The 26,327-nt window shown below is 68.0% G+C and carries 31 protein-coding genes and 1 pseudogene; all 32 read right to left on the bottom strand.

What is annotated here, in order from left to right; genetic code table 11:
• Positions 1-13 precede the first annotated feature (13 nt).
• The 32 genes and pseudogenes from rplR to rplK all read right to left on the bottom strand — a co-directional run bounded on the left by rplR (position 14) and on the right by rplK (position 26,308).
• Positions 14-409: a 50S ribosomal protein L18 gene (gene rplR, locus AC6JBM_RS47560; protein ID WP_497980200.1), complete on the bottom strand. Its 396-nt coding sequence runs from the start codon at positions 407-409 to the stop codon at positions 14-16.
• Positions 406-948 (bottom strand): 50S ribosomal protein L6, encoded by a 543-nt coding sequence (gene rplF, locus AC6JBM_RS47555; RefSeq protein ID WP_350611881.1) that lies wholly within the window; start codon positions 946-948, stop codon positions 406-408. Before rplF ends, rplR begins: the two co-directional genes overlap by 4 nt.
• Positions 949-961: 13 nt before the next feature.
• On the bottom strand, positions 962-1,369 hold the full coding sequence (gene rpsH, locus AC6JBM_RS47550; RefSeq protein ID WP_350611880.1) for a 30S ribosomal protein S8: 408 nt from the start codon (positions 1,367-1,369) through the stop codon (positions 962-964).
• Positions 1,370-1,432: 63 nt separating this feature from the next.
• Positions 1,433-1,618, bottom strand: a complete 186-nt coding sequence (locus AC6JBM_RS47545) for a type Z 30S ribosomal protein S14 (RefSeq protein ID WP_190249376.1) — start codon at positions 1,616-1,618, stop codon at positions 1,433-1,435.
• Between the two features lie 12 nt (positions 1,619-1,630).
• Positions 1,631-2,194 carry a 50S ribosomal protein L5 gene (gene rplE / locus AC6JBM_RS47540; protein WP_350611879.1) on the bottom strand — a complete coding sequence of 188 codons (564 nt, stop codon included), beginning with the start codon at positions 2,192-2,194 and terminating at the stop codon, positions 1,631-1,633.
• On the bottom strand, positions 2,194-2,508 hold the full coding sequence (rplX, locus tag AC6JBM_RS47535; RefSeq protein WP_350611878.1) for a 50S ribosomal protein L24: 315 nt from the start codon (positions 2,506-2,508) through the stop codon (positions 2,194-2,196). The genes rplE and rplX overlap by 1 nt, the downstream gene beginning before the upstream one ends.
• Positions 2,509-2,510: 2 nt before the next feature.
• A complete protein-coding gene (rplN, locus tag AC6JBM_RS47530; protein WP_033357657.1) occupies positions 2,511-2,879 on the bottom strand; it encodes a 50S ribosomal protein L14 in 369 nt (122 codons plus the stop codon).
• An 86-nt stretch (positions 2,880-2,965) separates the two neighbouring features.
• On the bottom strand, positions 2,966-3,250 hold the full coding sequence (rpsQ, locus tag AC6JBM_RS47525) for a 30S ribosomal protein S17 (protein WP_344615991.1): 285 nt from the start codon (positions 3,248-3,250) through the stop codon (positions 2,966-2,968).
• Between the two features lie 2 nt (positions 3,251-3,252).
• Positions 3,253-3,492 (bottom strand): 50S ribosomal protein L29, encoded by a 240-nt coding sequence (rpmC, locus tag AC6JBM_RS47520; protein WP_350611877.1) that lies wholly within the window; start codon positions 3,490-3,492, stop codon positions 3,253-3,255.
• Positions 3,492-3,917, bottom strand: a complete 426-nt coding sequence (rplP, locus tag AC6JBM_RS47515) for a 50S ribosomal protein L16 (RefSeq protein WP_203845084.1) — start codon at positions 3,915-3,917, stop codon at positions 3,492-3,494. Before rplP ends, rpmC begins: the two co-directional genes overlap by 1 nt.
• A 3-nt stretch (positions 3,918-3,920) precedes the next feature.
• Positions 3,921-4,775, bottom strand: coding sequence for a 30S ribosomal protein S3 (gene rpsC / locus AC6JBM_RS47510; RefSeq protein WP_497980199.1), 855 nt, complete (start codon positions 4,773-4,775; stop codon positions 3,921-3,923).
• A gap of 116 nt (positions 4,776-4,891) precedes the next feature.
• Positions 4,892-5,341: pseudogene (gene rplV / locus AC6JBM_RS47505) on the bottom strand (50S ribosomal protein L22); the annotation flags it as partial.
• 31 nt (positions 5,342-5,372) lie between these two features.
• Positions 5,373-5,654: a 30S ribosomal protein S19 gene (rpsS, locus tag AC6JBM_RS47500; RefSeq protein WP_350619916.1), complete on the bottom strand. Its 282-nt coding sequence runs from the start codon at positions 5,652-5,654 to the stop codon at positions 5,373-5,375.
• 12 nt (positions 5,655-5,666) lie between these two features.
• Positions 5,667-6,506: a 50S ribosomal protein L2 gene (rplB, locus tag AC6JBM_RS47495; protein WP_350619914.1), complete on the bottom strand. Its 840-nt coding sequence runs from the start codon at positions 6,504-6,506 to the stop codon at positions 5,667-5,669.
• A 12-nt stretch (positions 6,507-6,518) separates the two neighbouring features.
• Complete coding sequence (rplW, locus tag AC6JBM_RS47490; RefSeq protein WP_033357665.1) at positions 6,519-6,821, bottom strand: 50S ribosomal protein L23; 303 nt, start codon at positions 6,819-6,821, stop codon at positions 6,519-6,521.
• A gap of 3 nt (positions 6,822-6,824) precedes the next feature.
• Positions 6,825-7,490 (bottom strand): 50S ribosomal protein L4, encoded by a 666-nt coding sequence (gene rplD / locus AC6JBM_RS47485; RefSeq protein ID WP_497980198.1) that lies wholly within the window; start codon positions 7,488-7,490, stop codon positions 6,825-6,827.
• Positions 7,487-8,158 (bottom strand): 50S ribosomal protein L3, encoded by a 672-nt coding sequence (gene rplC, locus AC6JBM_RS47480; RefSeq protein ID WP_350619909.1) that lies wholly within the window; start codon positions 8,156-8,158, stop codon positions 7,487-7,489. The genes rplD and rplC overlap by 4 nt, the downstream gene beginning before the upstream one ends.
• A gap of 12 nt (positions 8,159-8,170) precedes the next feature.
• Complete coding sequence (gene rpsJ, locus AC6JBM_RS47475) at positions 8,171-8,479, bottom strand: 30S ribosomal protein S10 (protein ID WP_018347762.1); 309 nt, start codon at positions 8,477-8,479, stop codon at positions 8,171-8,173.
• A 324-nt stretch (positions 8,480-8,803) separates the two neighbouring features.
• A complete protein-coding gene (gene tuf / locus AC6JBM_RS47470; RefSeq protein ID WP_350619906.1) occupies positions 8,804-9,997 on the bottom strand; it encodes an elongation factor Tu in 1,194 nt (397 codons plus the stop codon).
• 148 nt (positions 9,998-10,145) lie between these two features.
• Positions 10,146-12,245: an elongation factor G gene (fusA, locus tag AC6JBM_RS47465; RefSeq protein WP_497980197.1), complete on the bottom strand. Its 2,100-nt coding sequence runs from the start codon at positions 12,243-12,245 to the stop codon at positions 10,146-10,148.
• Positions 12,246-12,291: 46 nt separating this feature from the next.
• Positions 12,292-12,762 (bottom strand): 30S ribosomal protein S7, encoded by a 471-nt coding sequence (gene rpsG / locus AC6JBM_RS47460; RefSeq protein WP_350619901.1) that lies wholly within the window; start codon positions 12,760-12,762, stop codon positions 12,292-12,294.
• A 1-nt stretch (position 12,763) separates the two neighbouring features.
• The gene (gene rpsL, locus AC6JBM_RS47455; protein WP_033357671.1) at positions 12,764-13,138 is read right to left on the bottom strand and encodes a 30S ribosomal protein S12; all 375 of its coding nucleotides are present in this window, start codon (positions 13,136-13,138) and stop codon (positions 12,764-12,766) included.
• A gap of 335 nt (positions 13,139-13,473) precedes the next feature.
• On the bottom strand, positions 13,474-13,968 hold the full coding sequence (locus tag AC6JBM_RS47450; RefSeq protein WP_497980196.1) for a hypothetical protein: 495 nt from the start codon (positions 13,966-13,968) through the stop codon (positions 13,474-13,476).
• Entirely contained in the window at positions 13,969-14,304 is a 336-nt protein-coding gene (locus AC6JBM_RS47445) for a hypothetical protein (RefSeq protein ID WP_350619895.1), read from the bottom strand.
• Positions 14,305-14,419: 115 nt separating this feature from the next.
• Positions 14,420-18,307 (bottom strand): DNA-directed RNA polymerase subunit beta', encoded by a 3,888-nt coding sequence (locus tag AC6JBM_RS47440; protein WP_497980195.1) that lies wholly within the window; start codon positions 18,305-18,307, stop codon positions 14,420-14,422.
• 106 nt (positions 18,308-18,413) lie between these two features.
• Positions 18,414-21,839 (bottom strand): DNA-directed RNA polymerase subunit beta, encoded by a 3,426-nt coding sequence (gene rpoB, locus AC6JBM_RS47435; RefSeq protein ID WP_433080826.1) that lies wholly within the window; start codon positions 21,837-21,839, stop codon positions 18,414-18,416.
• Between the two features lie 526 nt (positions 21,840-22,365).
• Complete coding sequence (gene rplL, locus AC6JBM_RS47430) at positions 22,366-22,749, bottom strand: 50S ribosomal protein L7/L12 (protein ID WP_497980194.1); 384 nt, start codon at positions 22,747-22,749, stop codon at positions 22,366-22,368.
• A 45-nt stretch (positions 22,750-22,794) separates the two neighbouring features.
• Positions 22,795-23,343 (bottom strand): 50S ribosomal protein L10, encoded by a 549-nt coding sequence (rplJ, locus tag AC6JBM_RS47425; protein ID WP_350619886.1) that lies wholly within the window; start codon positions 23,341-23,343, stop codon positions 22,795-22,797.
• Positions 23,344-23,585: 242 nt separating this feature from the next.
• A complete protein-coding gene (locus AC6JBM_RS47420) occupies positions 23,586-24,275 on the bottom strand; it encodes a hypothetical protein (protein ID WP_497980193.1) in 690 nt (229 codons plus the stop codon).
• Entirely contained in the window at positions 24,272-25,000 is a 729-nt protein-coding gene (locus tag AC6JBM_RS47415) for an ATP-binding cassette domain-containing protein (RefSeq protein WP_497980192.1), read from the bottom strand. The genes AC6JBM_RS47420 and AC6JBM_RS47415 overlap by 4 nt, the downstream gene beginning before the upstream one ends.
• A gap of 61 nt (positions 25,001-25,061) precedes the next feature.
• Positions 25,062-25,793: a 50S ribosomal protein L1 gene (gene rplA / locus AC6JBM_RS47410; protein ID WP_497980191.1), complete on the bottom strand. Its 732-nt coding sequence runs from the start codon at positions 25,791-25,793 to the stop codon at positions 25,062-25,064.
• An 83-nt stretch (positions 25,794-25,876) separates the two neighbouring features.
• The gene (gene rplK / locus AC6JBM_RS47405; protein ID WP_350619877.1) at positions 25,877-26,308 is read right to left on the bottom strand and encodes a 50S ribosomal protein L11; all 432 of its coding nucleotides are present in this window, start codon (positions 26,306-26,308) and stop codon (positions 25,877-25,879) included.
• Positions 26,309-26,327: the final 19 nt, after the last annotated feature.

The raw sequence follows: 26,327 nt of genomic DNA, 5'->3' as shown, positions 1-26,327 counted from the left end.
ACGTTTCTCCTTCTCAGAACTCGAGTCCGGCTTCGCGGGCGGCGTCCGCCAGAGCCGCGATGCGGCCGGCGTACTTGTTGCCACCACGGTCGAAGACGACCTTGCCGACACCCGCGGCGGTAGCGCGCTCGGCGAGCAGCTTGCCCACCTTCGCGGCCTGGGCCTTCTTGTCGCCCTCGGCGCCACGGATGGTCGCGTCGAGCGTCGAGGCCGAGGCCAGCGTGTGGCCCTTGAGGTCGTCGACGATCTGCGCGGTGATGTTCCGCAGCGAGCGGGTGACCACCAGGCGAGGACGCTCGGCGGTGCCACCAACGTGCTTGCGGATGCGGAAGTGCCGGCGAGCACGCCCCGTGCGGCGCGCGGCGGCAACGCCGCCGGAGTTGCGGCGCTTGAGCAGCGTGGCGCTCATTTCTTACCAGCCTTTCCGGCCTTGCGGCGGATGACCTCGCCCTGGTACCGCACGCCCTTGCCCTTGTACGGCTCCGGCGGGCGAATCTTGCGGATGTTCGCGGCGATCTCGCCGACCTGCTGCTTGTCGATGCCGGCGATGTGGAACACCGTCGGCTTCTCGACCGTGAAGGTGATGCCGGGCGGCGGGGTCACCAGGACCGGGTGCGAGAACCCGAGCGCGAACTCGAGGTCGCTGCCCTTGGCGGTGACGCGGTAACCGGTGCCGGCGATCTCCAGGCTCTTGCGGTAGCCCTCGGTCACGCCGACCACCATGTTGGAGACCAGCGTGCGCGACAGGCCGTGCAGCTCCTTGGACTTCCGCTCGTCGTTCGGGCGGACGACGCTGTAGGTGCCGTCCTCGGCCCGCTCGATCGTGATCGGCTCGGCCAGCGTGTGCGAGAGCTCGCCCTTGGGGCCCTTGACGGTGACGACCGGGCCGTCGATCTTGATTTCGACGCCGGCGGGCACCGTGATCGGCTTACGTCCGATTCGAGACATGTGATGCCTTCCCTTACCAGACGTAGGCGAGGACTTCCCCGCCCACCCCTCGCTTGCGAGCCTGCTTGTCGGTCAGCAGACCCTGGGACGTCGAGATGATCGCCACACCGAGACCGCCGAGCACGCGCGGCATCTCCACCGACTTCGCGTAGACGCGGAGGCCGGGCTTCGACACGCGGCGGATACCGGCGAGGCTGCGCTCACGGTTCTGGCCGTACTTGAGGTCGACGACAAGGGTCTTGCCGACCTTGCCCTCCTCCGGGTCCTGAACCAGCCACGCGGACACGTAGCCCTCGGACTTGAGCACCTCGGCGATGTTCGCCTTGATCTTCGAATATGGCATCGACACCCGGTCGTGGTACGCCTGGTTGGCGTTGCGCAGACGGGTCAGCATGTCTGCGATCGGGTCGGTCATGGTCATGGGTTTGTCAGCCTTTCTCGCCGCGGTTCCGCACCGGGTCGGTGGGCCTGCGGCGAAGGAGGATTACCAGGAAGCCTTGGAAACGCCGGGCAGTTCGCCACGGTGCGCCATCTCGCGGATGCACACGCGGCACAGGCCGAACTTGCGGTAGACGGCCTTGGGCCGGCCGCAGCGCTGGCAGCGGGTGTACGCGCGGACCGCGAACTTGGGCTTCGCGGCGGCCTTGAGGACGAGAGCCTTCTTCGCCATGGTCAGTTCTCCCTAGTTCTCACGGAAGGGGAAGCCGAGCAGCTTGAGCAGCGCGCGACCTTCCTCGTCCGTGCGGGCGGTGGTGACCACGGTGATGTCCATCCCTCGCGGCCGGTCGATGCGGTCCTGGTCGATCTCGTGGAACACCGACTGCTCAGTGAGACCGAACGTGTAGTTGCCGTTGCCGTCGAGCTTGCGCCCGTCGAGACCGCGGAAGTCGCGGATACGCGGCAGCGCGATCGACAGCAGCCGGTCCAGGAACTCCCACATGCGGTCGTTGCGCAGGGTGACCTTGGCGCCGATCGGCATGCCCTCACGGAGCTTGAACTGCGCGATCGACTTGGTCGCCCGCCGGACCTGCGGCTTCTGACCGGTGATGGTGGCCAGGTCGCGCACCGCGCCGTCGATGAGCTTGGAGTCGCGAGCGGCCTCGCCGACACCCATGTTCACGACGACCTTCACCACGCCCGGGATCTGCATGACGTTGGCGTACTTGAACTGCTCCTGCAGCGCGCCGGCGATCTCGTCGCGGTAGCGCTGCTTGAGGCGCGGGTTCACCTTCTCGACCGTCGTCATCACAGTTCCTTACCGGAACGACGGGACACGCGGGTCTTCACGCCGTTCTCGTCCTCGCGGGAGCCGACCCGGGTGGCGTTGCCGTCCGAGTCGATCACCATCACGTTCGAGATGTGGATCGGGGCTTCCTGCGTCACGATGCCGCCGGTCTTCGAGCCCCGCTGGGTGGTGCGGATGCGGGTGTGCTTCTTGACCCGGTTGACGCCCTCCACGACGACCTTGTCCTCGCGGGGCAGCGCGGCGAGAACCTTGCCGCGGGAACCCTTGTCCTTGCCGGCGATGACGAGGACGGTGTCGCCCTTCTTGACCTTCACGGCTACAACACCTCCGGCGCGAGCGAGATGATCTTCATGAAACGCTTGTCCCGCAGCTCACGGCCGACCGGGCCGAAGATACGGGTACCGCGCGGGTCGCCACCGTCCTTGATGATGACGGCGGCGTTCTCGTCGAAGCGGATGTACGAGCCGTCCGGCCGGCGCCGCTCCTTCGTGGTGCGGACGACGACGGCCTTGACCACGTCACCCTTCTTCACGCCGGCGCCCGGGATGGCGTCCTTCACCGTGGCCACGATGATGTCGCCGATGCCTGCATAGCGGCGGCCGGAGCCACCGAGCACACGGATGCACAGGATTTCCCGGGCTCCCGTGTTGTCGGCGACGCGCAGCCGCGACTCCTGCTGAATCACGCTTGTCTCCTAATGTCTGCCAGTTCTCGGCGCCAGGTCCTAGGCGATCCTGGTCACCCGGCGCCGAGCTTGGCGGAACGACGGCCTTACTTGGCCTTTTCGAGGATCTCCACGACCCGCCAGCGCTTGGTCGCCGACAGGGGACGGGTCTCCATGAGCAGCACCCGGTCACCGACGCCGCACGCGTTCTGCTCGTCGTGCGCCTTGAGCTTGCTCGTGCGGCGCATGACCTTGCCGTACAGCGGGTGCTTGACCTGGTCCTCGACCGCCACGACGACGGTCTTGTTCATCTTGTCGCTGACCACGAGGCCCTCGCGGACCTTGCGGCGGCCGCGCACCTCGGTGCCCGACTCGGTCGTCTGCTCGCTCATGCTCATGCCACCTCAGCCACAGCGTCGGGCGCGGCCGAAAGACCCAGCTCACGCTCGCGCATGATCGTGTAGATCCGGGCGATGTCCCTGCGGATGATCTGCAGGCGCCCGTGGTTGTCCAGCTGGCCGGTGGCCGACTGCACGCGGAGGTTGAACAGCTCCGCCTTGGCTTCCCGCAGCTTCTCGACCAGGCCCTCGTCGGACAGCTCACGCAGGTCGGTCGCCTTGATACCGGCGGCCATCACACATCAGCCCCTTCGCGCGTGACGATCCGGCACTTCAGCGGAAGCTTGTGGATCGCGCGACGCATTGCTTCCCGGGCGATCTGCTCGTTCGGGAATGACATCTCGAAGAGGATCCGGCCCGGCTTGATGTTGGCCACCCACCACTCCGGCGAGCCCTTGCCGGAACCCATGCGGGTCTCGGCCGGCTTCTTGGTGATGGAGCGGTCCGGGAAGATCGTGATCCAGACCTTGCCACCACGCTTGATGTGCCGGGTCATGGCGATACGGGCCGCCTCGATCTGGCGGTTCGTGATGTATGCGGGCTCAAGCGCCTGAATACCGAACTCGCCGAAGACCACGCGCGTGCCACCCTTGGCCGGACCGTGCCGGTCCGGGTGGTGCGGCTTACGGAAGCCCTTCGGGGGCTTACGAGGGATCAGCATTCGTCAGCCCTCCTGCTGCGTCTCTGCCGGAGCCGGAGCGGCCGCCTCGGCGGGTGCGCTCTCGGTCGCGGCGGCCTCGGCGGCGTGCGCGGCGGCTGCCGCGCGACCGGCCTCAGTGCCACCGGCGGTCGTGCCGGAGGAGCCGGAACGCCCGCGGCGCGGCCGCTCGGGCCGGTCCGCACGCTCACGACGACCACGCGGCGGGGCGGCCTCGGCCGGCGCCTCGCGACCCGGAACGGCGTCGCCCTTGTAGATCCAGACCTTCACGCCGATGCGGCCGAAGGTCGTACGGGCCTCGAAGAAGCCGTACTCGATGTTCGCGCGCAGCGAGTGCAGCGGCACGCGACCCTCGCGGTAGAACTCGGTGCGGCTCATCTCGGCGCCACCGAGGCGACCGGAGACCTGCACCCGAATCCCACGCACGAGCGGGTTCTTCATGGCCGACTGCATCGACTTGCGCATCGCGCGGCGGAAGCTGACCCGGCTGGACAGCTGCTCGGCCACGGCCTGCGCGACGAGCTGGGCGTCCGACTCGGGGCTCTTCACCTCGAGGATGTTGAGCTGCACCTGCTTGCCGGTGAGCTTCTCGAGCTCCGCGCGGATGCGGTCCGCCTCGGCGCCCTTGCGGCCGATCACGATGCCCGGGCGGGCCGTGTGGATGTCCACGCGGACCCGGTCGCGGGTGCGCTCGATGTCGACCTTGGCGATGCCGGCCCGCTCCAGGCCCTTGGACATCATCCGGCGGATCTTGACATCCTCCGCGATGTAGTCCTTGTAGAGCTTGTCGGCGTACCAGCGCGACTTCCAGTCGGTGCTGATACCGAGCCGGAACCCGTGCGGGTGAACCTTCTGACCCATTACTCGGTCCCTTCCTCGGCGTCAGCCTGCTCGGCGTCCGCCTTCTTGGCCGGCGCGGCCTTCTTGGCCGGCGCGGCCTTCTTCGCGGCCGCCTTCTTCGCGGGCTGCGACTCGACCTCGTCGCCCTCGTCCGTCTCCGGCGTCACGGCCTTCGCGGCCTTGGTCGCCTTGGCCACGCCGGCCTTCGCCGCACGGGCCTGGGCGGCCGGAACGCTCTCGACCACCATCGTGATGTGGCTGGTGCGCTTGCGGATCCGGTACGCCCGGCCCTGCGCCCGCGGCCGGAACCGCTTGAGCGTCGGGCCCTCGTCGACATAGCACTCGGCGACCAGGAGCGAATCCGGGTCGAGGCGCTCGTTGTTCTCTGCGTTGGCGATGGCGCTGGCCAGAACCTTGTAGACCGGCTCGCTCGCCGACTGCGGCGCGAACTGCAGCACCGTGAGCGCCTCGCGCGCGGGCAGGCCCCGCACAAGGTTCACCACACGGCGCGCCTTCATCGGCGACACGCGCACGTGCCGCGCGATCGCCCGCGCACCGGGCAGCGCCGCCTCGCTCTTCGTTGGCATCGGGAAATCCTCTTGATTCCTATCGGCTGCCTTAGCGGCGGCGGCTCTTCCGGTCGTCCTTCTCGTGACCCTTGAACGTGCGGGTCAGCGCGAACTCGCCGAGCTTGTGCCCGACCATTGCCTCCGTCACGAAGACGGGCACGTGCTTGCGTCCGTCGTGGACGGCGATCGTGTGCCCGAGCATCTCGGGGATGATCGTCGACCGGCGCGACCAGGTCTTGATGACGTTCTTGGAGTTCTTGGCGTTCTGGACTTCCACCTTCTTGACGAGGTGGTCGTCAACGAACGGGCCCTTCTTGAGGCTGCGAGGCATTGCTCAGGCTCCTTAGCCGCGCTTCCGGGTGGCGTAACGCCGACGGACGATGAGACGGTCGCTCGGCTGGCCCTTGCGCCGCGTACGGCCCTCCGGCTTGCCCTTCGGGTTGACCGGGTGGCGACCACCCGAGGTCTTACCCTCACCACCACCGTGCGGGTGGTCAACGGGGTTCATCGCGACACCACGGACGGTCGGGCGCTTGCCCTTCCACCGCATGCGGCCGGCCTTGCCCCAGTTGATGTTCGACTGGTCGGCGTTGCCGATCTCACCCACGGTCGCGCGGCAGTTCACGTCGACGCGCCGGATCTCGCCGGAGGGCATACGCAGCGTGGCGTACTGCTCCTCGCGGCCCAGCAGCTGGATGCCGACGCCGGCCGAGCGGGCCAGCTTGGCCCCGCCACCCGGGCGCAGCTCCACCGCGTGAACGGTGGTGCCGACCGGGATGTTGCGCAGCGGCAGGTTGTTGCCCGGCTTGATGTCCGCGCCGGCACCGGCCTCGACCGCGTCGCCCTGCTTGAGGTCCTTCGGGGCGATGATGTAGCGCTTCTCGCCATCGGCGTAGTGCAGCAGGGCGATGCGCGCGGTGCGGTTGGGGTCGTACTCGATGTGCGCGACCTTGGCGGGAATCCCGTCCTTGTCCGCACGCCGGAAGTCGATCAACCGGTACTGGCGCTTGTGCCCGCCGCCCTGGTGCCGAGCGGTGACCCGCCCGTGGACGTTGCGGCCGCCCTTGCTCGGCAGCGGCACGAGCAGCGACTTCTCGGGCGTCGATCGGGTGATCTCGGCGAAGTCGGCAACGCTCGAACCACGACGACCGGGCGTCGTCGGCTTGTATTTACGGATAGCCATCGTCTATACCCCTCAGCTGACCGGTCCGCCGAAGGCTTCGATCCGGTCACCCTCGGCGAGCTTGACCATCGCCCGCTTCGTGTCCTTGCGCTTGCCCCAGCCCGTGCGGGTGCGCTTGCGCTTGCCTTCGCGATTGATGGTGTTGACCGACAGGACGCGGACGTTGAAGATCTGCTGAATCGCGATCTTGATCTCGGTCTTATTGGCGTCCGGGTGCACCAGGAACGTGTACCAGTTGCGGTTGAGCTCGCTGTAGCTCTTCTCCGAGACCACCGGCTGGATGATCACGTCCCGCGGGTCTGCGATCGTCGCCATGGCTCAGCCCTCCTCGTTGCTGTCGTCGGCGCGCGCGCTCGACTCGGCCGGAACCCCGAGGAACTCGTCCAGCGCCGCGGTGGTGAACACCACGTCGTCGGCCACGAGCACGTCGTGGGTGTTGAGCTGGTCGGCGACCAGCAGGTGCACCGACTGCTCGTTGCGCAGGCTGAGCCAGTTCGCCTCGTCGTCGCGGGCGAGCACCACCAGGACCCGGCGGGCCTCGGTGATGGCGCGCAGCGCGACCAGCGCGGTCTTGGTCTTCGGCGTCTCGCCCTCGATGAAGGACTCGACGACGTGGATGTGACCCTCGCGGGCGCGGTCCGACAGCGCACCGCGCAGGGCGGCGGCCTTCATCTTCTTGTTCACCCGCTGGGTGTAGTCGCGCGGCACGGGGCCGTGGACCACGCCACCACCGGTGAACTGCGGCGCGCGGATCGAGCCCTGGCGGGCGCGACCGGTGCCCTTCTGCTTGTAAGGCTTCTTGCCACCGCCGGCGACCTCGCCGCGGGACTTCGCCTTGTGCGTGCCCTGGCGGGCCGCGTTCAGCTGCGCGACGACGACCTGGTGCATCAGCGGAATGCTGGCCTGGGCGTCGAAGATGTCGTCCGGCAGCTCAACGGTGCCGTTGGTGGTGCCGTCGGCCTTGCGAACGTCGACGGTGCTCATCGGGTGATCCCGCCCTTCTGCGCCTTCGCCTCGACCTTGGCCGCGCTGCGCAGCAGCACGAGGCTGCCCTTCGGGCCCGGGACCGCGCCGCGGACCAGGATCAGGCCCGCCTCGGCGTCGATCGCCTGAACCGTCAGGTTCTGCACGGTGAAGCGCGCGCCACCCATGCGACCGGCCATCCGCACGCCCTTGAAGACGCGACCGGGGGTCGCGCAGGCGCCGATGGAACCGGGCGAGCGGTGCTTGCGCTCGACACCGTGGCTGGCCCGCAGGCCGTGGAAGCCGTGCCGCTTCATGACACCGGCGTAGCCCTTGCCCTTGGTGCGGCCGGTCACGTCGATGCGCTGGCCGGCGGCGAAGGTGTCGGCGTTGATCTCCTGGCCGAGCGAGTACTCGCCGGCGTCGGTGGTCCGCAGCTCGACGATGTGCCGGCGCGGCGCGACGTCCGCCTTGGCGAAGTGGCCGGCGCGCGGCTTGTTGACCTTGCGCGGGTCAATCTGACCCCACCCGATCTGCACCGCCGAGTAGCCGTCGTTGTCGGGCGTGCGCACCTGGGTCACGACGCACGGGCCGGCCTGCACCACGGTCACGGGGACAACCTTGCCGTTGTCCCAGACCTGGGTCATGCCGAGCTTCTCACCCAGGATGCCCTTGACTTGCCTGTCCATAAGTCCGAGTCCCTACAGCTTGATCTCGATGTCGACGCCGGCCGGCAGATCGAGCCGCATCAGCGAGTCGACCGTCTTCGGGGTGGGGTCGATGATGTCGATCAGACGCTTGTGCGTGCGCATCTCGAAGTGCTCGCGCGAGTCCTTGTACTTGTGCGGCGAGCGGATCACGCAGTAGCGGTTGATCTCAGTGGGCAGCGGCACCGGCCCAGCGACCTGAGCCCCGGTGCGCGTGACCGTCTCGACGATCTTCCGCGCCGAGGAGTCGACGACCTCGTGGTCGTAGGCCTTGAGCCGGATGCGGATCTTCTGTCCCGCCATGGTGGCTTCAGTTCCCTCTCTCATGCGGGGCCTCGCAGCCCCGCCAAACCCCGCAGGGTCCGGTGCCGCCTAATGTGTTTGTCCGACCCCCGCGGTCGGGCGTGTCGCGGCCAAGGGCCAGGCTCCGCCGCAGACGACTTCCGCTGTGGAGACCTACCCCAGGGCGTGCCACGCCCAGTCGAGGGGATCCGCGTCGGTCACAGGACCGACGCCGCGCGGAAGCGGCCGAGACTTCTCATTGAGCAGTCTCGACCGCCCCACGACGCAACCCGACCATTATGCCGCACGTACTGCGACAAAGTGAAATCGGGGTACCTCTAGGTGTTACTTGATGATCTTCGTCACGCGGCCGGCGCCGACGGTACGGCCACCCTCGCGGATCGCGAAGCGGAGGTTCTCCTCCATCGCGATGGGCTGGATGAGCTGCACCGACATGCTGGTGTTGTCGCCCGGCATGACCATCTCGGTGCCCTCGGGCAGCGTGACGACGCCGGTGACGTCCGTGGTACGGAAGTAGAACTGCGGCCGGTAGTTCTGGAAGAACGGGGTGTGCCGGCCACCCTCCTCCTTCGAGAGGATGTAGACGGTCGCCTCGAACTCGGTGTGCGGGGTGTTGCTGCCCGGCTTCACCACGACCATGCCGCGCTCGACGTCCTCGCGCTTGATACCACGCAGGAGCAGACCGACGTTCTCGCCGGCACGCGCCTCGTCGAGGATCTTGCGGAACATCTCGATCGCCGTGCAGGTGGTCTTCATCGACTTGGCCTTGATGCCAACGATCTCGACCTCCTCGTTCGGCTTGAGGATGCCACGCTCGACACGGCCGGTGACGACCGTGCCACGACCGGTGATCGTGAAGACGTCCTCGACGGGCATGAGGAACGGCTTCTCGGTCTCACGCTCGGGCTGCGGGATCGCGGTGTCGACCGCGTTCATCAGCTCCAGGAGCGCGCCGGTCCACTGGCTGTCGCCCTCGAGCGCCTTGAGCGCCGAAACGCGCACGACCGGCGCGTCGTCGCCCGGGAACTCCTGGCTCGACAGCAGCTCGCGAACCTCGAGCTCGACGAGCTCGAGGAGCTCCTCGTCCTCGACCATGTCGCTCTTGTTGAGCGCCACGACGATGTACGGCACACCGACCTGGCGGGCCAGCAGCACGTGCTCGCGGGTCTGCGGCATCGGACCGTCGGTCGCCGCCACCACCAGGATCGCGCCGTCCATCTGCGCGGCACCGGTGATCATGTTCTTGATGTAGTCGGCGTGACCCGGGCAGTCGACGTGCGCGTAGTGCCGGTTCGCCGTCTGGTACTCGACGTGCGCGATGGAGATCGTGATACCACGGGCCTTCTCCTCCGGCGCCTTGTCGATCTCGTCGAACGGCGTGTAGGGGTTCAGGTCCGGGAACTCGTCGTGCAGCACCTTGGTAATGGCCGCCGTCAGCGTCGTCTTACCGTGGTCGATGTGACCGATGGTGCCGATGTTGACGTGCGGCTTAGTCCGCTCGAACTTCGCCTTCGCCACTGGTGTCCTCCTGTGGACTTCTTGGTTCACGGTGCGCCGACGCTGGAAGCGCCGACGCACCCTGTCGACTTGGGTCTGGCTGGCCCCGACTTGCAGGAATCCGAATCAGCCCCGCTGACACAGCCTCACGGCCAAACTACCGGGGTGCTTACTCCCCGGTCGCCTTCGCGATGATTTCCTTCGCCACGTTCGCGGGAACCTCGGCGTAGGAGTCGAACTGCATCGAGTAGCTAGCCCGGCCCTGAGTCTTCGACCGCAGGTCGCCGACGTAGCCGAACATCTCCGACAACGGCACGGTGGCGCGGACGACACGGGCGCCGCCACGCTCCTCCATCGCCTGGATGGTGCCGCGCCGGGAGTTGAGGTCGCCGATGACGTCGCCCATGTTCTCCTCGGGCGTCGTCACCTCCACCGCCATGAGCGGCTCGAGCAGCACGGGGTTGGCGCGGCGAGCCGCGTCCTTGAGCACCATCGAGCCGGCGATCTTGAACGCCATCTCGGAGGAGTCGACCTCGTGGTACTGCCCGTCGAGCAGCGTGAGCTTGATACCGACGAGCGGGAAGCCCGCCAGCACGCCGTACTGCATCGCGTCCTGCGCACCGGCGTCGACCGAAGGGATGAACTCCTTCGGGATGCGACCACCGGTGACCGCGTTGACGAACTCGTACGTGGGGCCGTCGGCGCTGGTCTCCAGCGGCTCGAGCTTGATGATCACGCGCGCGTACTGGCCGGAGCCACCCGTCTGCTTCTTGTGGGTGTACTCGACCTTCTCCGCGACCGACTTGATCGTCTCGCGGTACGCCACCTGCGGCTTGCCGATGTTCGCCTCGACGTTGAACTCGCGCCGCATGCGGTCGACGAGGATGTCGAGGTGCAGCTCGCCCATGCCGGCGATGACCGTCTGCCCGGTCTCCTCGTCGTTCTTGACGCGGAAGGTCGGGTCCTCCTCGGCCAGGCGCTGAATGGCGGTGCCCAGCTTCTCCTGGTCGGCCTTCGTCTTGGGCTCGATGGCCACCTCGATGACCGGCTCCGGGAAGGTCATCGACTCGAGGATGACCGGGTTCGCCGGGTCGCACAGCGTGTCGCCGGTGGTGGTCTGCTTGAGACCCTGCACGGCGATGATGTCGCCGGCACCCGCGCTGCTGCGCTCCTCACGCTTGTTCGCGTGCATCTGGTAGATCTTGCCGATCCGCTCCTTGCGGTCCTTGGTGGAGTTGACCACCTGGGTGCCGGATTCGAGCGTGCCGGAGTAGATGCGCACGTAGGTGAGCTTGCCGAGGTGCTTGTCGGTCTGGATCTTGAACGCCAGGCCCGAGAACGGCTCGCTGGTCGACGGCTTGCGCAGCAGCGGCGTCTCGCCGTCCGTCGCGATGCCCTCGATGGCCGGGATGTCCAGCGGGGAGGGCAGGAACTCCACGACGGCGTCGAGCATGGGCTGCACGCCCTTGTTCTTGAACGCCGAGCCACACACGACCGGGTTGAGCTTGCCGGCGATGGTGGCCTTGCGGATCGCGGCCTTGAGCTCCTTGACGTCGAACGTGTCGCCGTCGAGGTAGCGGACCATGATCTCGTCGTCGGTCTCGGCCAGCGTCTCGAGGAGCTTGTCCCGGTATTCGTTGGCCTGCTCGACCAAGTTCTCCGGGATCTCCTCGATGGCGTAGTCCTCGCCCTTCTGGGTCTCGCCGCGCCAGGTCAGCGCGCGCATCTCCAGCAGGTCGACGACGCCGATGTGGTCACCCTCGAGGCCGATCGGAATCTGCAGCACCAGCGGGGTGGCGTTGAGCCGGTCGACCATCATCTGCACGCAGCGGAAGAAGTCGGCACCGGTGCGGTCCAGCTTGTTGACGAAGCACATACGCGGGACGTTGTACTTGTCCGCCTGCCGCCAGACGTTCTCGGTCTGCGGCTCCACGCCGGCGACGCCGTCGTAGACCGCCACCGCGCCGTCGAGGACGCGCAGCGACCGCTCGACCTCGACCGTGAAGTCGACGTGGCCGGGCGTGTCGATGATCTGGATCGTGTGGCCCTTCCACTCGCACTTCGTGGCGGCGGAGGTGATGGTGATGCCGCGCTCCTGCTCCTGCTCCATCCAGTCCATGACCGCCGCGCCCTCGTGGACTTCGCCGATCTTGTACGTGATGCCGGTGTAGAAGAGGATGCGCTCGGTCGTCGTCGTCTTACCGGCGTCGATATGCGCCATGATGCCGATGTTGCGGACCTTGGCGAGGGCGGCGTCTGCGGCAGCCACTACAAATCCCTACTTCGTCTCTCGTCGGATGCTGGGGAAGCGTCGCTTACCAGCGGTAGTGCGCGAAGGCCTTGTTGGACTCCGCCATCTTGTGGGTGTCCTCGCGGCGCTTCACCGAAGCACCGAGACCGTTGCTGGCGTCGAGCAGCTCGTTCATGAGCCGCTCGGTCATGGTCTTCTCGCGGCGGGCGCGGGAGTACGTGACCAGCCAGCGCAGGCCCAGCGTGGTGGCGCGGACCGGCTTGACCTCGACCGGCACCTGGTAGGTCGCGCCACCGACACGGCGGCTGCGGACCTCGAGGGTCGGCTTCACGTTGTCCATGGCGCGCTTGAGCGTCACCACGGGGTCGGTACCGGTCTTCTCGCGAGCACCCTCGAGCGCGCTGTACACGATGCGCTCGGCGAGCTGACGCTTGCCCTCGACCAGGATCTTGTTGATCAGCTGGGTCACGAGCAGGGAGTTGTAGACCGGGTCCGCCACGAGCGGCCGGCGCGGCGCGGGGCCTTTACGCGGCATGTCAGCTCTTCTCCTTCTTCGCGCCGTAACGGCTGCGAGCCTGCTTGCGGTTGCGGACGCCCTGGGTGTCCAGCGAACCACGGATGATCTTGTACCGGACGCCGGGAAGGTCCTTCACACGACCGCCACGGACCAGCACGATCGAGTGCTCCTGAAGGTTGTGACCGACACCGGGGATGTAGGCCGTCACCTCGATGCCGTTGCTCAGCCGCACACGGGCCACCTTGCGCAGCGCCGAGTTGGGCTTCTTCGGCGTGGTCGTGTACACACGCGTGCAGACGCCCCGCCGCTGCGGGCTTCCCTTGAGCGCCGGCGTCTTCGTCTTGCTCAGCTTCGCCTGGCGGCCCTTGCGGACCAGCTGCTGGATCGTAGGCACTGGGCCTGCCTCTCCCTTCGGCCTCGCGGCCGCAACGTCTTCTCTTCTGTCTGCCCGGCGTAGACCGGCACCCGCGGTCGGGCGTGTCGCCAGTTCCGCGGACCCGGCCCGTTTGATCCCAGCCCGGGGTTGTGGTCCGCACCCACCCTCACTCCCGCGGAGCGGGCGATGTGGGCGCACGCACGAGTTGCCCAGCAATGCCGGGCACGAGGGGAAAGAGTACCCACCGTAAGGACGCTGGTCAAAATCGCCCGGCACGCCCGCCGACGGAACACTCTTCACACCAAGAGTACCTGGTCGCTGATCGAAGCGTCCGGGGGGCTCGTTTTCCCCGCTCAGCTGAGCAGGAAGGTGAGCATTATGACGAACATCGCCAGGCCGCCGCCCGTGCAGCCGAGCACGATGCCGGTGATGGCCATGCCCCGCCCGCTCACCGCGGCGCCGGCGGCGGCCTTGCGGATCTGGCGGGTGCCGGCGAGGCCCAGGCCGGCCGCACCGGCGCCGAGAAAGATACCCAGGACGGTGAACGCGCCCGCGGCGGCGAGCCCCCAGCCCTCGGACGCGCCGGTGGCGCCGAGGCAGAGCGCGAACAGCGCGACCAGGATCGAGGCGATGCCCGCGACCAGGGAGCCGATGGACGGACCGCTCGGTGTGGTCGGCGCGGCCGGGTAGGCGACGCCGAACGGGGTGCCCTGGACGACGTCGACGCGCATGGCGGGCGTCAGCGCGGGCGACGGCGGGGCCGGGGGCGGCGCGTAGCCCGGCGGCGGGCCATAGGCGGGCGGCGGGCCGTAGACGGGCGGCTGCGGCTGATACGGCGGGTAGGACATCTAGTTCACCGTCGAGTCGAAGTCGGTGCCACGCTGCCGCGCGTAGTGCAGCAGGCCGACGATCGCCAGCACGACGAGGCCGGCGATGGCGAGCACGATCCCGGTCCAGGCCAGCCGCACGCCGTTGCGCAGCCGCCGGGCGCCGAGCAGGAAGCCTTCGGCGGCGACCAGTTCCTTGTGCGACTCGCGGGCCATGAGCAGCGCGAGCGTCGCCGGAATCACCCCACCGAGGAACGGGCCCGTGACGACGGACAGCAGGCCCAGCCCGAACACGGCGGTGGCCTTGGTCGCTCGAACGGGATCCGGATCCAGCGGATGCCGGGTGGATGACGTCACCAGACGACTCTATCCGGTGAACGACGAAGGGGCGGAGACCCCTGAAGGTCCCCGCCCCTGCGCTTGTTCAGATCGCTCTTACCCGGCCCAGCGCAATGAGCCCAGTGCAAGGAGCCTAGCGGAAGGAGCCCAGGTCGAAGTCGTCCAGCGGGACGGCCTGGCCGCTCGCGGGCCCGAAGCCGTAGTCGGCCTCCGGGTAGCCCGTCATCGAGTAGACCTTCGCCTTCGCCTCCTCGGTCGGCTCGACCCGGATGCTGCGGTACTTGCTGATGCCCGTACCGGCCGGGATGAGCTTACCGATGATGACGTTCTCCTTCAGACCGATCAGCGAGTCGCTGCGCGCGTGGATCGCGGCATCGGTCAGCACCCGGGTCGTCTCCTGGAACGAGGCCGCGGACAGCCACGACTCCGTCGCCAGCGACGCCTTGGTGATACCCATGAGCACCGGACGACCCGCGGCCGGCTCACCGCCCTCGGCGACGACGCGGCGGTTCTCCGCCTCGAACATCGCGCGGTCGACGAGCACGCCCGGCAGGAACTCGGTCGAGCCGGAGTCGATGACCGTCACCCGCTTGAGCATCTGGCGGATGATGATCTCGATGTGCTTGTCGTGGATGAGCACACCCTGCGAGCGGTACACCTCCTGGACCTCGGACGTCAGGTGCACCTGCACCGCCCGGGGACCCATGATGCGCAGCAGCTCGTGCGGGTCGATCGTGCCCTCGGTCAGCTTCTCGCCGACCTCGACGTGCTCGCCGTCCTGGATCCGCAGCTTGACGCGGCGGCTGAGCTTGTCGTGGACGATCTCGTCGCTGCCGTCGTCCGGCACGATGATGATCTTCCGCATCCGCTCGCCGTCCTCGATGCGCACGCGGCCGGGGGTGTCGGCGATGGGCGCCTTACCCTTCGGCACGCGGGCCTCGAAGATCTCCGTGACACGCGGCAGACCCTGGGTGATGTCCTCACCCGCGACACCACCGGTGTGGAAGGTACGCATCGTCAGCTGCGTGCCCGGCTCACCGATGGACTGGGCGGCGATGATGCCGACCGCCTCGCCGACGTCGACCGTCTTGCCCGTGGGCAGCGACCGGCCGTAGCAGGCGCCGCAGACGCCCAGCTTCGACTCGCAGGTGAGCACGCTGCGGACCCGGACGTTCTCGGTGCCGGCCGCGACCAGCAGGTCCACGACCATCGAGTTGATGTCCGTGCCCCGCTCGGCGACCATCCGGCCGTCCTTGTCCCGCACGTCGTCGGCGAGGGTGCGCGCGTGCACACCGGTCTCCGCGTGCTGGTGGATGCGCAGCACGCCGTCGACCAGCTCGCCGACCGCCATCGGGATGGCGCGGTCGGTGCCGCAGTCCTCCTCGCGGATGATGACGTCCTGCGAGACGTCGACCAGACGACGGGTCAGGTAACCCGAGTCGGCGGTCCGCAGCGCGGTGTCGGCCAGACCCTTGCGGGCACCGTGCGTGGAGATGAAGTACTCCAGCACGGACAGACCCTCCCGGTAGCTGGCCTTGATCGGCCGCGGGATGATCTCGCCCTTCGGGTTGGCCACCAGGCCACGGATCGCGGCGATCTGGCGGAGCTGGAGGAGGTTACCGCGGGCACCCGAGTTGATCATCTTCCACAGCGGGTTCTCGCGCGGCAGCGCGCTCTCCATCTCCTTGGCCACCTCGCCGGTCGCCTTGGTCCAGATCTCGATGAGCTCGCCGCGGCGCTCCTCGGCGGTCATGAGACCACGCTGGTACTGCTTGTCGATCCGCTCGGCCTCCTTCTCGTAGCGCTCGAGAATCTCGCGCTTGCGAGGCGGCTGGATGACGTCCTCCATGCCGATGGTGACGCCGGACCAGGTGGCCCAGTGGAAACCGGCCAGCTTCAGCGCGTCCAGGGCCGCCGCGAGGGAGACCTTGGGGAAGCGCTCGGCGAGGTCGTTGACGATCGCCGACAGCTGACCCTTGCGGATCTCGTAGTTCACGAAGCGGTACCCGACGGGGAGCGCCTCGTTGAACAGCACGCGCCCGAGCGTGGTCTCGATCGTGACCGTGTCGCCCGGCTGCCAGCCCTCCGGCGCCTCCCACGGCTCGGCACCGGCGCCGTTGTCGACCCCGATGAGCTCCTTGAGCCGGATCTTGACGGGCGCCTGCAGGTGCAGCTCGCCGTTGTCGAACGCCATCCGCGCCTCGGCGTCGGAGCTGAACGTGCGCCCCTCGCCGAGCAGGTTCTTCTGGATGTGCGTGAGGTGGTACAGGCCGATGACCATGTCCTGGGTAGGCATGGTGACCGGCTTGCCGTCGGCCGGCTTGAGGATGTTGTTGCTGGACAGCATGAGGATGCGGGCCTCGGCCTGCGCCTCCGCGGACAGCGGCACGTGCACAGCCATCTGGTCGCCGTCGAAGTCGGCGTTGAAGGCGGTGCAGACGAGCGGGTGGATCTGGATCGCCTTGCCCTCGACCAGCTGCGGCTCGAAGGCCTGGATGCCCAGACGGTGCAGGGTCGGCGCGCGGTTGAGCAGCACCGGGTGCTCCGCGATGACCTCCTCCAGCACGTCCCACACGACCGGGCGCTGACGCTCGACCATGCGCTTGGCCGACTTGATGTTCTGCGCGTGGTTGAGATCCACCAGGCGCTTCATCACGAACGGCTTGAACAGCTCCAGGGCCATCTGCTTCGGCAGGCCGCACTGGTGCAGCTTGAGCTGCGGGCCGACGACGATGACCGAACGGCCGGAGTAGTCGACGCGCTTGCCGAGCAGGTTCTGCCGGAACCGGCCCTGCTTGCCCTTGAGCATGTCGGACAGCGACTTCAGCGGCCGGTTGCCCGGGCCGGTGACGGGACGACCGCGGCGGCCGTTGTCGAACAGCGCGTCGACGGCCTCCTGCAGCATCCGCTTCTCGTTGTTGACGATGATCTCCGGGGCACCCAGGTCGATCAGGCGCTTGAGCCGGTTGTTGCGGTTGATGACCCGGCGGTACAGGTCGTTGAGGTCGCTGGTGGCGAAGCGGCCACCGTCGAGCTGCACCATCGGGCGCAGGTCCGGCGGGATGACCGGGACGCAGTCCAGCACCATGCCCAGCGGCGAGTTCGCGGTGTTGAGGAACGCGGCGACGACCTTGAGGCGCTTGAGCGCCCGGATCTTGCGCTGGCCCTTGCCGCTGCGAATGGTCTCGCGCAGCAGCTCGGCCTCGTCCTCGAGGTCCAGGTTCTCGAGCAGGGCCTTGATCGCCTCGGCGCCCATGGAGCCGTTGAAGTACTCACCGAACCGGTCGCGCAGCTCGCGGTAGAGCAGCTCGTCGGTGATGAGGTTCTTGCGCTCCAGCTTGCGGAACGTGTCCATGACCTCGTCGAGGCGGTCGATCTCGCGCTGCGCGCGGTCACGGATCTGCCGCATCTCGCGCTCGCCGGCCTCCTTGACCTTGCGGCGCACGTCGGCCTTCGCACCCTCGGCCTCGAGCTCGGCCAGGTCCTGCTCCAGCTTGGCGGCCCGCTTCTCGATCTCGGAGTCGCGCGCGTTCTCCGCCTGCCGCTTCTCGGCCGACACCTCGTTCTCGAGGGTGGCGAGGTCGCGGTGGCGAGCCTCCTTGTCGACGCTGGTGATCACGTACGACGCGAAGTAGATGATCTTCTCGAGGTCCTTCGGCGCCAGGTCGAGCAGGTAGCCGAGGCGGCTGGGCACACCCTTGAAGTACCAGATGTGCGTGACCGGCGCGGCGAGCTCGATGTGGCCCATGCGCTCACGGCGGACCTTCGCCCGGGTCACCTCGACGCCGCAGCGCTCGCAGATGATGCCCTTGAAGCGGACCCGCTTGTACTTACCGCAGTAGCACTCCCAGTCCCGGGTCGGACCGAAGATCTTCTCGCAGAAGAGCCCGTCCTTTTCCGGCTTCAGGGTGCGGTAGTTGATGGTCTCGGGCTTCTTGACCTCGCCGTGCGACCACTGGCGGATGTCGTCGGCCGTGGCCAGGCCGATGCGGAGCTCGTCGAAGTAGTTGACGTCGAGCACTTCGTCTATGTCCTCACGATTCAGTTGCTCGGGTAATTGCTAGGTCGCGTGCCGGTCCTCAACGGGCCGGCGAGGCGGCGCCCCCGCAGGAGCGCCGCCCGCGATATCAGACTTCCTCGACGCTGCTCGGCTCGCGCCGCGAGAGGTCGATGCCCAACTCCTCGGCCGCGCGGAACACCTCGTCGTCCGTCTCGCGCATCTCGAGGGCCACGCCGTCGCTGGAGAGCACCTCGACGTTCAGGCACAGCGACTGCAGCTCCTTGAGGAGCACCTTGAAGGACTCCGGGATGCCCGGTTCCGGGATGTTCTCGCCCTTGACGATCGCCTCGTAGACCTTGACGCGTCCGAGGACGTCGTCGGACTTGATCGTCAGCAGCTCCTGCAGCGCGTAGGCCGCGCCGTAGGCCTGCATCGCCCAGCACTCCATCTCACCGAAGCGCTGGCCACCGAACTGCGCCTTACCACCCAGCGGCTGCTGCGTGATCATGGAGTAGGGGCCGGTGGAGCGAGCGTGGATCTTGTCGTCGACCAGGTGGTTGAGCTTCAGGATGTAGATGTAGCCAACCGCGATCGGGTCCGGGAGCGGCTCGCCGGAGCGGCCGTCGAACAGCCGCGCCTTGCCACTGGCCCCGATGAGCTGGTTGCCGTCCCGGTTGGGCAGCGTGCTGCTCAGCAGGCCGGCGATCTCCTCCTCCTTGGCGCCGTCGAAGACCGGGGTCGCCACGTTGGTGTCCGGCTCGGACTCCCCCGCGTTGATGGCCTTCAGGGCGCGCTGCCACTCGTGCTCGTCGCCGTCGATCTTCCAGCCGGTCTTGGCCACCCACCCGAGGTGGGTCTCCAACACCTGGCCGATGTTCATACGGCTCGGCACGCCGAGCGGGTTGAGCACGATGTCGACCGGGGTCCCGTCCTCGAGGAACGGCATGTCCTCGACGGGCAGGATCTTCGAGATGACACCCTTGTTGCCGTGGCGGCCGGCGAGCTTGTCGCCGTCCTGGATCTTCCGCTTCTGGGCCACGTAGACGCGCACCAGCTCGTTCACGCCCGGGGACAGCTCGTCGCCGTCCTCGCGGCTGAACGTCCGCACGCCGATGACCGTGCCGGTCTCGCCGTGCGGCACCTTCAGGCTGGTATCGCGGACCTCGCGGGCCTTCTCACCGAAGATCGCGCGCAGCAGCCGCTCCTCCGGGGTCAGCTCGGTCTCACCCTTGGGCGTGACCTTGCCGACGAGGATGTCGCCGGTGACGACCTCGGCGCCGATCCGGATGATCCCCCGCTCGTCGAGGTCGGCGAGCATCTCCTCGCTGACGTTCGGGATGTCGCGGGTGATCTCCTCCGGCCCCAGCTTGGTGTCGCGCGCGTCGACCTCGTGCTCCTCGATGTGGATCGAGGTGAGGACGTCGTTCTGCACCAGCTTCTGGGACAGGATGATCGCGTCTTCGTAGTTGTGGCCCTCCCAGGGCATGAACGCCACGAGCAGGTTGCGCCCGAGCGCCATCTCGCCCTCGTCGGTGCACGGGCCGTCGGCGATGACCTGCCCCGCCTCGACCCGGTCGCCCTCGAAGATCACCGGCTTCTGGTTGACGCAGGAGCCGGAGTTGGAGCGGCGGAACTTGTGCAGCAGGTAGGTGCGACGGTGGCCGTCGTCCTGGTGGATGGTGACGTAGTCGGCGCACATGTCCTCGACGACCCCGCCGACCTCGGCCACGACCACGTCGCCGGCGTCGACGGCGGCACGGTACTCCATGCCGGTGCCGACCAGCGGCGACTCCGCCTTGACCAGCGGCACGGCCTGGCGCTGCATGTTCGCGCCCATCAGTGCCCGGTTGGCGTCGTCGTGCTCGAGGAACGGGATCATCGCCGTCGCGACCGAGGTCATCTGCCGCGGCGACACGTCCATGTAGTCCACCTGGTCGGCGGGGACGTTGTCGACCTCACCGCCCTTTCGGCGAACCAGGATGCGGTCCTCGGCGAAGTTGCCGTCGCTCTTCAGCGGGGCGTTGGCCTGGGCCTTGACGAACCGGTCCTCTTCGTCCGCGGTCAGGTAGTCGATCTGGTCGGTCACCCGGCCGTCGACGACCTTGCGGTAGGGCGTCTCGACGAAGCCGAACGGGTTGACCCGCGCGAACGTCGAGAGCGCGCCGATGAGACCGATGTTGGGACCCTCAGGGGTCTCGATCGGGCACATGCGGCCGTAGTGGGACGGGTGCACGTCGCGGACCTCGAAGCCGGCCCGCTCACGGGACAGACCACCCGGGCCGAGCGCGCTCAGCCGGCGCCGGTGGGTCAGGCCCGCCAGCGGGTTGGTCTGGTCCATGAACTGCGACAGCTGGGAGGTGCCGAAGAACTCCTTGATCGCCGCCACGACGGGGCGGATGTTGATCAGGGTCTGCGGCGTGATCGCCTCGACGTCCTGGGTCGTCATGCGCTCGCGGACGACGCGCTCCATCCGGGACAGGCCCACGCGGACCTGGTTCTGGATGAGCTCGCCGACCGTGCGCAGGCGACGGTTGCCGAAGTGGTCGATGTCGTCGGCCTCGTAGCCCTCTTCGCCCGTGTGCAGGCGGCAGAGGTACTCGACCGTGGCGACGATGTCCTCTTCGGTCAGGACGCCCTGGTTGATCGGCACGTCCAGTTCGAGCTTCTTGTTGAACTTGTATCGACCAACCTTGGCGACGTCGTACCGCTTCGGGTTGAAGAACAGGTTGTCGAGGAGGTTCTGCGCGTTCTCCCGCGTCGGCGGCTCACCCGGCCGCAGCTTGCGGTAGATGTCCAGCAGCGCCTCGTCCTGGCCGGCGATGTGGTCCTTCTCGAGCGTGGTCATCATGAGCTCGGACCAGCCGAACTTCTCACGGATACGCTCGGCGGACCAGCCGATGGCCTTGAGCAGGACGGAGACCGCCTGCCGACGCTTGCGGTCGATGCGGACACCGACGGTGTCGCGCTTGTCGATGTCGAACTCAAGCCAGGCACCCCGGCTCGGGATGACCTTGACGCTGGTGAGGTCGCGGTCGGAGGTCTTGTCCGGCTGCTTGTCGAAGTACACGCCCGGGGAGCGGACGAGCTGGCTCACCACGACGCGCTCGGTGCCGTTGATGATGAAGGTGCCCTTGGGCGTCATCATCGGGAAGTCACCCATGAACACCGTCTGGCTCTTGATCTCGCCGGTGGTGTGGTTGGTGAACTCCGCGGTCACGAACAGCGGGGCGCAGTAGGTGAGGTCCTTCTCCTTGCACTCCTCGATCGGGGCCTTGACCTCGTCGAAGCGGGGCGCGGAGAACGACAGTGACATCGTGCCGGAGAAGTCCTCAATAGGACTGATCTCATCGAGGATCTCCGCGAGCCCGGAACGGGCGTGCTGATCACCGGCCGAGCGGCTCTGCCAATTCTCGTTGCCAACCAGCCAGTCGAACGAGTCGGTTTGGATGGCAAGGAGGTTGGGAACCTCTAGGTGTTCGGTGATCCTGCCGAAGGAGACCCGGCGGGGAGCGTAAGCGCTCGAACTGGTCTTCGCAGGGCGGGAAGCTGCCAAGATGCGTCCTTCCGAGGACCGGTGTTGCAGACAGGCCGTTTCGCGTGCAGCCTGACGACCCCCGATGTGGAGGAGCCCACGAAGGGACACCTCACGCCGAAGGTGAAGTCAGAAGACAGCGCAAACTAGCAGTGTAGCCGAGAGGCTCACCGCTGTCCAGCGGCATCGTGCACGATGTTTCCAACGACCTTTTGCGAAGATCGTTTCTCCACCGGCCGGGCCGCTCGCGACGGTCGTGGCCTGCGGTTCCCTGTTGATGCGCGCTGAGCCGGACCCAAGAAGGATCGGGGCACATCTAGTCGGTCCGCCCGGCCCACCGCGTCCGCGGAAGGCAGTGCCTGATTAGCGTGCCTGGCCGCCGGTCACCGCGTCAAGGGTTCCCACGCGCGTCGGGGCTTCGTGACAGATATCTCGCACGCCGACCACTAAGTGTTGTGGTCGGCCCCCTAGATCTTGGGGTCCTTACAAGTTGCTGACAAAAAAGACGGCCGCCGGAGTCCGGCGGCCGTCCTTGATCGACGCTGAGTTACTTGAGGGTAACCTTGGCGCCCTCGGCCTCGAGCTTCGCCTTGGCCTTGTCGGCGTTCTCCTTGTTGGCCTTCTCGAGGACGGCCTTCGGCGCGGCCTCGACGAGGTCCTTGGCCTCCTTGAGGCCCAGGCCGGTCAGCTCGCGCACGACCTTGATGACCTGGATCTTCTTGCCACCGTCACCCTCGAGGATGACGTCGAACTCGGTCTTCTCCTCGACCTCGGGGGCCGCGGCGGCCGGGCCGCCGGCGGCGGCGATGGCGACCGGGGCGGCCGCGGTGACCTCGAAGACCTCTTCGAACTGCTTCACGAACTCGGAGAGCTCGATCAGCGTCATCTCCTTGAACGCGTCGAGGAGTTCGTCGGTGCTCAGCTTCGCCATGGTGGCGTTTCCTCTCAAAAGTTTGGGTATCGGGGCGGGCCGGACTTACTCGGCCTCGCCACCGGCTTCCTGCGCGCGCTTGTCCACCAGAGCCTGGGCGGTGCGGGCCGCCTTCGACAGCGGAGCCTGGAACAGCGCCGCCGCCTTGCTCAGGTTGCCCTTCATGGCGCCGGCCAGCTTCGCCAGCAGCACCTCACGGGACTCCAGGTCGGCCAGGCGACGGACCTCGTCCGCGCTGATGGCCTTGCCCTCGAAGACACCACCCTTGATGACGAGCATCGGGTTGGTCTTCGCGAACTCGCGGAGGCTCTTGGCCGCCTCCACCGGGTCGCCGCCGACGAAGGCGAGCGCGGTAGGACCGGAGAACAAATCGTCGAGCCCGCTGATGCCCGCGTCCGTCGCGGCACGCTTCGCGAGCGTGTTCTTCGCGACGGCGTACGTGGTCTCGCGGCCCAGGCTGCGGCGCAGGGTCTTGAGCTGCGCCACGGTGAGGCCGCGGTACTCGGTCAGCACGGTGGCCGAGGAGCCCCGGAACTGCTCGGTGAGCTCCGCGACTGCCGTGGCCTTGTCGTCTCGAACCGGCTTGTCCGCCATGTCCCTCCTCTCTCGTTGCTTCGGTGCCAGTCAATTGGCCCCAGCAATGAAAAACGCCCCGGGCGCAGGGGCGCTCGGAGCGGAGGGCGGCACTTTGCGGCGCCGGCATTCACACCATGTTCGCGTCCCTGCGCGGGTCGCCCGCATTGCGGCGGGGCCTTCGATGTCCGCTCACGCGGACATGACCAGCGGTCTTCGGGTTTGCGCTACCAAAGTACGCGACGGTTCGACGTTTTTCCAAATCAGGCGCGGTCGAGCCGCAGGCGGCCGTAAATGATCATGAAGATTGTGGTCCACGCGATGCCCCACAGGGTGGTGACCGCGAGCGTGGGAAGGTGGGCTCCGCCGACCGTATCGCGGGCCGCGGCCATCACCGGCGGGGCGAGCCAGGGCGCCGGGAAGCTCTTGAGGCCGAAGACGATCGTGAACACGATGCCGGCCACGAGCACGGTCAGCCCGCGCGCCGCCTGCAGGGTCACCGCGCGGCTGGCCAGCGCGCCGAGCACCACGGCCGGCAGCAGGAGCAGCAGGTGCGCCCACAGGCCGAGCGCGACGCCGGTGGCCAGCGACGGGTCGCCGGGACCCGGCGTGGTCACGCCGTTGACGACCCACGGCAGGACCATCGCGATGAGGATCAGGGGCAGCCCGGCGACCAGGCCGGCGGCCAGGCCGGCGGCGATCTCCCGCGCGGCGCCGCCGGCCGCGACCCGGCCGAGGCGGCGCTGCACGTCCGGCTCGACGTCGAGCAGCACCTTGGTCTGCCAGGCGAGCACCACGAACAGCACGGCCGCGGAGACGCCGTAGGCCTCGCCGGCCTGGGCCTGGCCGCCGCCGTAGAGGATGGAGAGCACCACGAGCGCGGCGAGCAGCGGCGCGGCGGCGCGGCCGGTCTGGACGAACCCCGTCAGCCGCATGCGGATCAGGGCGGTCATGGCAGGGGCACCTCGTCGCGTACCGACACCACGTCGAAACCGGCCGAGCGCAACCGCGAGACCGCTTCCCCCGCCTCCGACGCGTCGACCGCCAGCTCGATCACCGTCTTGCGCGCCGGCCGGTCGCCGGCGTGCACCTCACCGTCGCGGACGTGCCAGCGGCGCGCGCCGGGCAGCCGTGCGACCTCCCCCAGGTGGTCGCTGACCAGCACGGACCCGCCGCGCCCGACGACCTCGGCGACGATCGCGGGCACCTGCTCGCGGGTCTGCGCGTCGAGACCCTCCCAGGGCTCGTCGAGCACCAGCAGCCCGGGCGGGCGCAGGAGCGCCTGGACCAGGCCGACCTTCTGCGCCGAGCCCTTCGAGAGCCGGTTGAGCCGGACGTCGAGAAAGTGCTCGAAGTTCAGCCGGCGCGCCCACCGCTCGATGTCCTCGGTGGCGTCCAGGCCGCGAATGGCCACCATGTGCCGCAGATGGGCGCGCGCCGTGAAGGGCTGATCCGCCGGGAAGCGCTCGGGCACCCAGCCGACGACCGGGGGCCGCTGCGTGACCAGGCCGCGCCCCGGCCGCAGTACACCGGCCGCCAGCTGCAGCAGCGTGGACTTCCCCGACCCGTTCGGGCCGGCCACGATCGCGGTCTCCCCCGGCTCGAGGGTCAGGTCGACCCCGCGCAGCGTCCAGGGTGCACGGCGGCCGTATCGATACCACACGTCCTGCAAACGCACCGGGACAGCGTGCCACAGGCACGCTGTCCCGGATGTTCCCGCTTGGCTGGGAGTCTGCTGACTACTCCGCGGCGGTGATGACGCTGTCGTCCTCGAGGAGGTTGCGCGTCTTGTTCGGGTCGACCGGGATGCCCGGGCCCATGGTGGTGGTGAGGAAGATCTTCCGCAGGTACTTGCCCTTGGCCGCCGAGGGCTTCGCCCGGTTGACCTCCTCGAGCACGGCCGCGTAGTTCTCCACGAGCTGCTGCTCGCTGAAGCTCGCCTTGCCGATGATGAGGTGCAGGTTCGAGTGCTTGTCCACCCGGTAGGTGATCTTGCCACCCTTGATCTCGTTGACCGCCTTGGTGACGTCCATGGTCACCGTGCCCGTCTTCGGGTTCGGCATCAGGCCGCGCGGGCCCAGGATCCGCGCGATCCGGCCGATCTTGGCCATCTGGTCGGGCGTGGCGATCGCCGCGTCGAAGTCCAGCCAGCCCTCCTGAATGCGGGCAACCAGCTCGTCGGTGCCCACCGCGTCGGCGCCGGCGGCCTCGGCCTCGGCGGCCTTCGCGCCCTGCGCGAAGACGATGACGCGGGCGGTCTTGCCGGTGCCGTGCGGCAGGTTGACCGTGCCCCGGACCATCTGGTCGGCCTTGCGCGGGTCGACGCCCAGGCGCATGGCCACCTCGACGGTGGGGTCGAACTTCACGGTCGTCGTCTGCTTCGCGAGCTTGACGGCGGCCATCGGGCTGTAGAGCGCGTTGCGGTCGACGAGGTCGACGACCTTGCGGTAGTTCTTGCCGTGCTGCGACATGTCGCTGAGTTCTCCTGTGGTCTCAGTGCGGACGCCCTCGGGCGCCCTCCCACTTCTGCCGATCGGTGCTGCGGTGCGGTGCGTCAGTCCTTGACGACGATGCCCATGGAGCGGGCAGTGCCGGCGATGATCCGCTCGGCCATCTCGATGTCGTTCGCGTTCAGGTCGGCCATCTTCTTCTCGGCGACCTCGCGGAGCTGCGCCTTGGTGATCGAGCCGACCTTGTCCTTCTGCGGGACGCCGGAGCCCTTGGGCACGCCGGCGGCCTTGAGCAGCAGGCGCGCGGCCGGCGGCGTCTTGAGGATGAAGGTGAACGTGCGGTCCTCGTAGACGCTGATCTGCGCCGGGATGATGTCACCGCGCATGGACTCCGTCTGGGCGTTGTACGCCTTGACGAACTCCATGATGTTCACGCCGTGCTGACCGAGGGCGGGACCGACCGGCGGTGCCGGGGTGGCCTGGCCGCCCGGCAACTGAAGCGTGAAGGTCTTGACGAGCTTCTTCTTCGGAGGCATGGCTGCTTTCGTCTTCCTG

Source organism: Dactylosporangium thailandense, from assembly GCF_059739745.1.
Note: the sequence above shows the minus strand (reverse complement) of the source record. Positions and strands in the feature narration are given on the sequence as shown.

Bases quoted from the DNA above. Each gene is read 5' to 3' on its own strand.
- rplB (WP_350619914.1), bottom strand. From the start codon at position 6,506: ATGGCTATCCGTAAATACAAGCCGACGACGCCCGGTCGTCGTGGTTCG.
- rplF (WP_350611881.1), bottom strand. From the start codon at position 948: ATGTCTCGAATCGGACGTAAGCCGATCACGGTGCCCGCCGGCGTCGAA.
- rplK (WP_350619877.1), bottom strand. From the start codon at position 26,308: ATGCCTCCGAAGAAGAAGCTCGTCAAGACCTTCACGCTTCAGTTGCCG.
- AC6JBM_RS47450 (WP_497980196.1), bottom strand. From the start codon at position 13,968: ATGTCCTACCCGCCGTATCAGCCGCAGCCGCCCGTCTACGGCCCGCCG.
- rplC (WP_350619909.1), bottom strand. From the start codon at position 8,158: ATGGACAGGCAAGTCAAGGGCATCCTGGGTGAGAAGCTCGGCATGACC.
- AC6JBM_RS47420 (WP_497980193.1), bottom strand. From the start codon at position 24,275: ATGACCGCCCTGATCCGCATGCGGCTGACGGGGTTCGTCCAGACCGGC.
- rplW (WP_033357665.1), bottom strand. From the start codon at position 6,821: ATGGCGACGATCGCAGACCCGCGGGACGTGATCATCCAGCCGGTGGTC.
- rplP (WP_203845084.1), bottom strand. From the start codon at position 3,917: ATGCTGATCCCTCGTAAGCCCCCGAAGGGCTTCCGTAAGCCGCACCAC.
- rplD (WP_497980198.1), bottom strand. From the start codon at position 7,490: ATGAGCACCGTCGACGTTCGCAAGGCCGACGGCACCACCAACGGCACC.
- rpsG (WP_350619901.1), bottom strand. From the start codon at position 12,762: ATGCCGCGTAAAGGCCCCGCGCCGCGCCGGCCGCTCGTGGCGGACCCG.
- rplJ (WP_350619886.1), bottom strand. From the start codon at position 23,343: ATGGCGGACAAGCCGGTTCGAGACGACAAGGCCACGGCAGTCGCGGAG.
- rplA (WP_497980191.1), bottom strand. From the start codon at position 25,793: ATGTCGCAGCACGGCAAGAACTACCGCAAGGTCGTCGACCTCGTCGAC.
- rpsJ (WP_018347762.1), bottom strand. From the start codon at position 8,479: ATGGCGGGACAGAAGATCCGCATCCGGCTCAAGGCCTACGACCACGAG.
- rpmC (WP_350611877.1), bottom strand. From the start codon at position 3,492: ATGGCCGCCGGTATCAAGGCGACCGACCTGCGTGAGCTGTCCGACGAG.
- rplL (WP_497980194.1), bottom strand. From the start codon at position 22,749: ATGGCGAAGCTGAGCACCGACGAACTCCTCGACGCGTTCAAGGAGATG.
- rplE (WP_350611879.1), bottom strand. From the start codon at position 2,194: ATGACGACGGTCGAGAAGGTGAACCCGCGCCTCAAGCAGCGCTACCGC.
- rpsH (WP_350611880.1), bottom strand. From the start codon at position 1,369: ATGACCATGACCGACCCGATCGCAGACATGCTGACCCGTCTGCGCAAC.
- rplR (WP_497980200.1), bottom strand. From the start codon at position 409: ATGAGCGCCACGCTGCTCAAGCGCCGCAACTCCGGCGGCGTTGCCGCC.
- AC6JBM_RS47545 (WP_190249376.1), bottom strand. From the start codon at position 1,618: ATGGCGAAGAAGGCTCTCGTCCTCAAGGCCGCCGCGAAGCCCAAGTTC.
- rpsQ (WP_344615991.1), bottom strand. From the start codon at position 3,250: ATGAGCGAGCAGACGACCGAGTCGGGCACCGAGGTGCGCGGCCGCCGC.
- rpsS (WP_350619916.1), bottom strand. From the start codon at position 5,654: ATGCCTCGCAGCCTCAAGAAGGGCCCGTTCGTTGACGACCACCTCGTC.
- rpsC (WP_497980199.1), bottom strand. From the start codon at position 4,775: ATGGGTCAGAAGGTTCACCCGCACGGGTTCCGGCTCGGTATCAGCACC.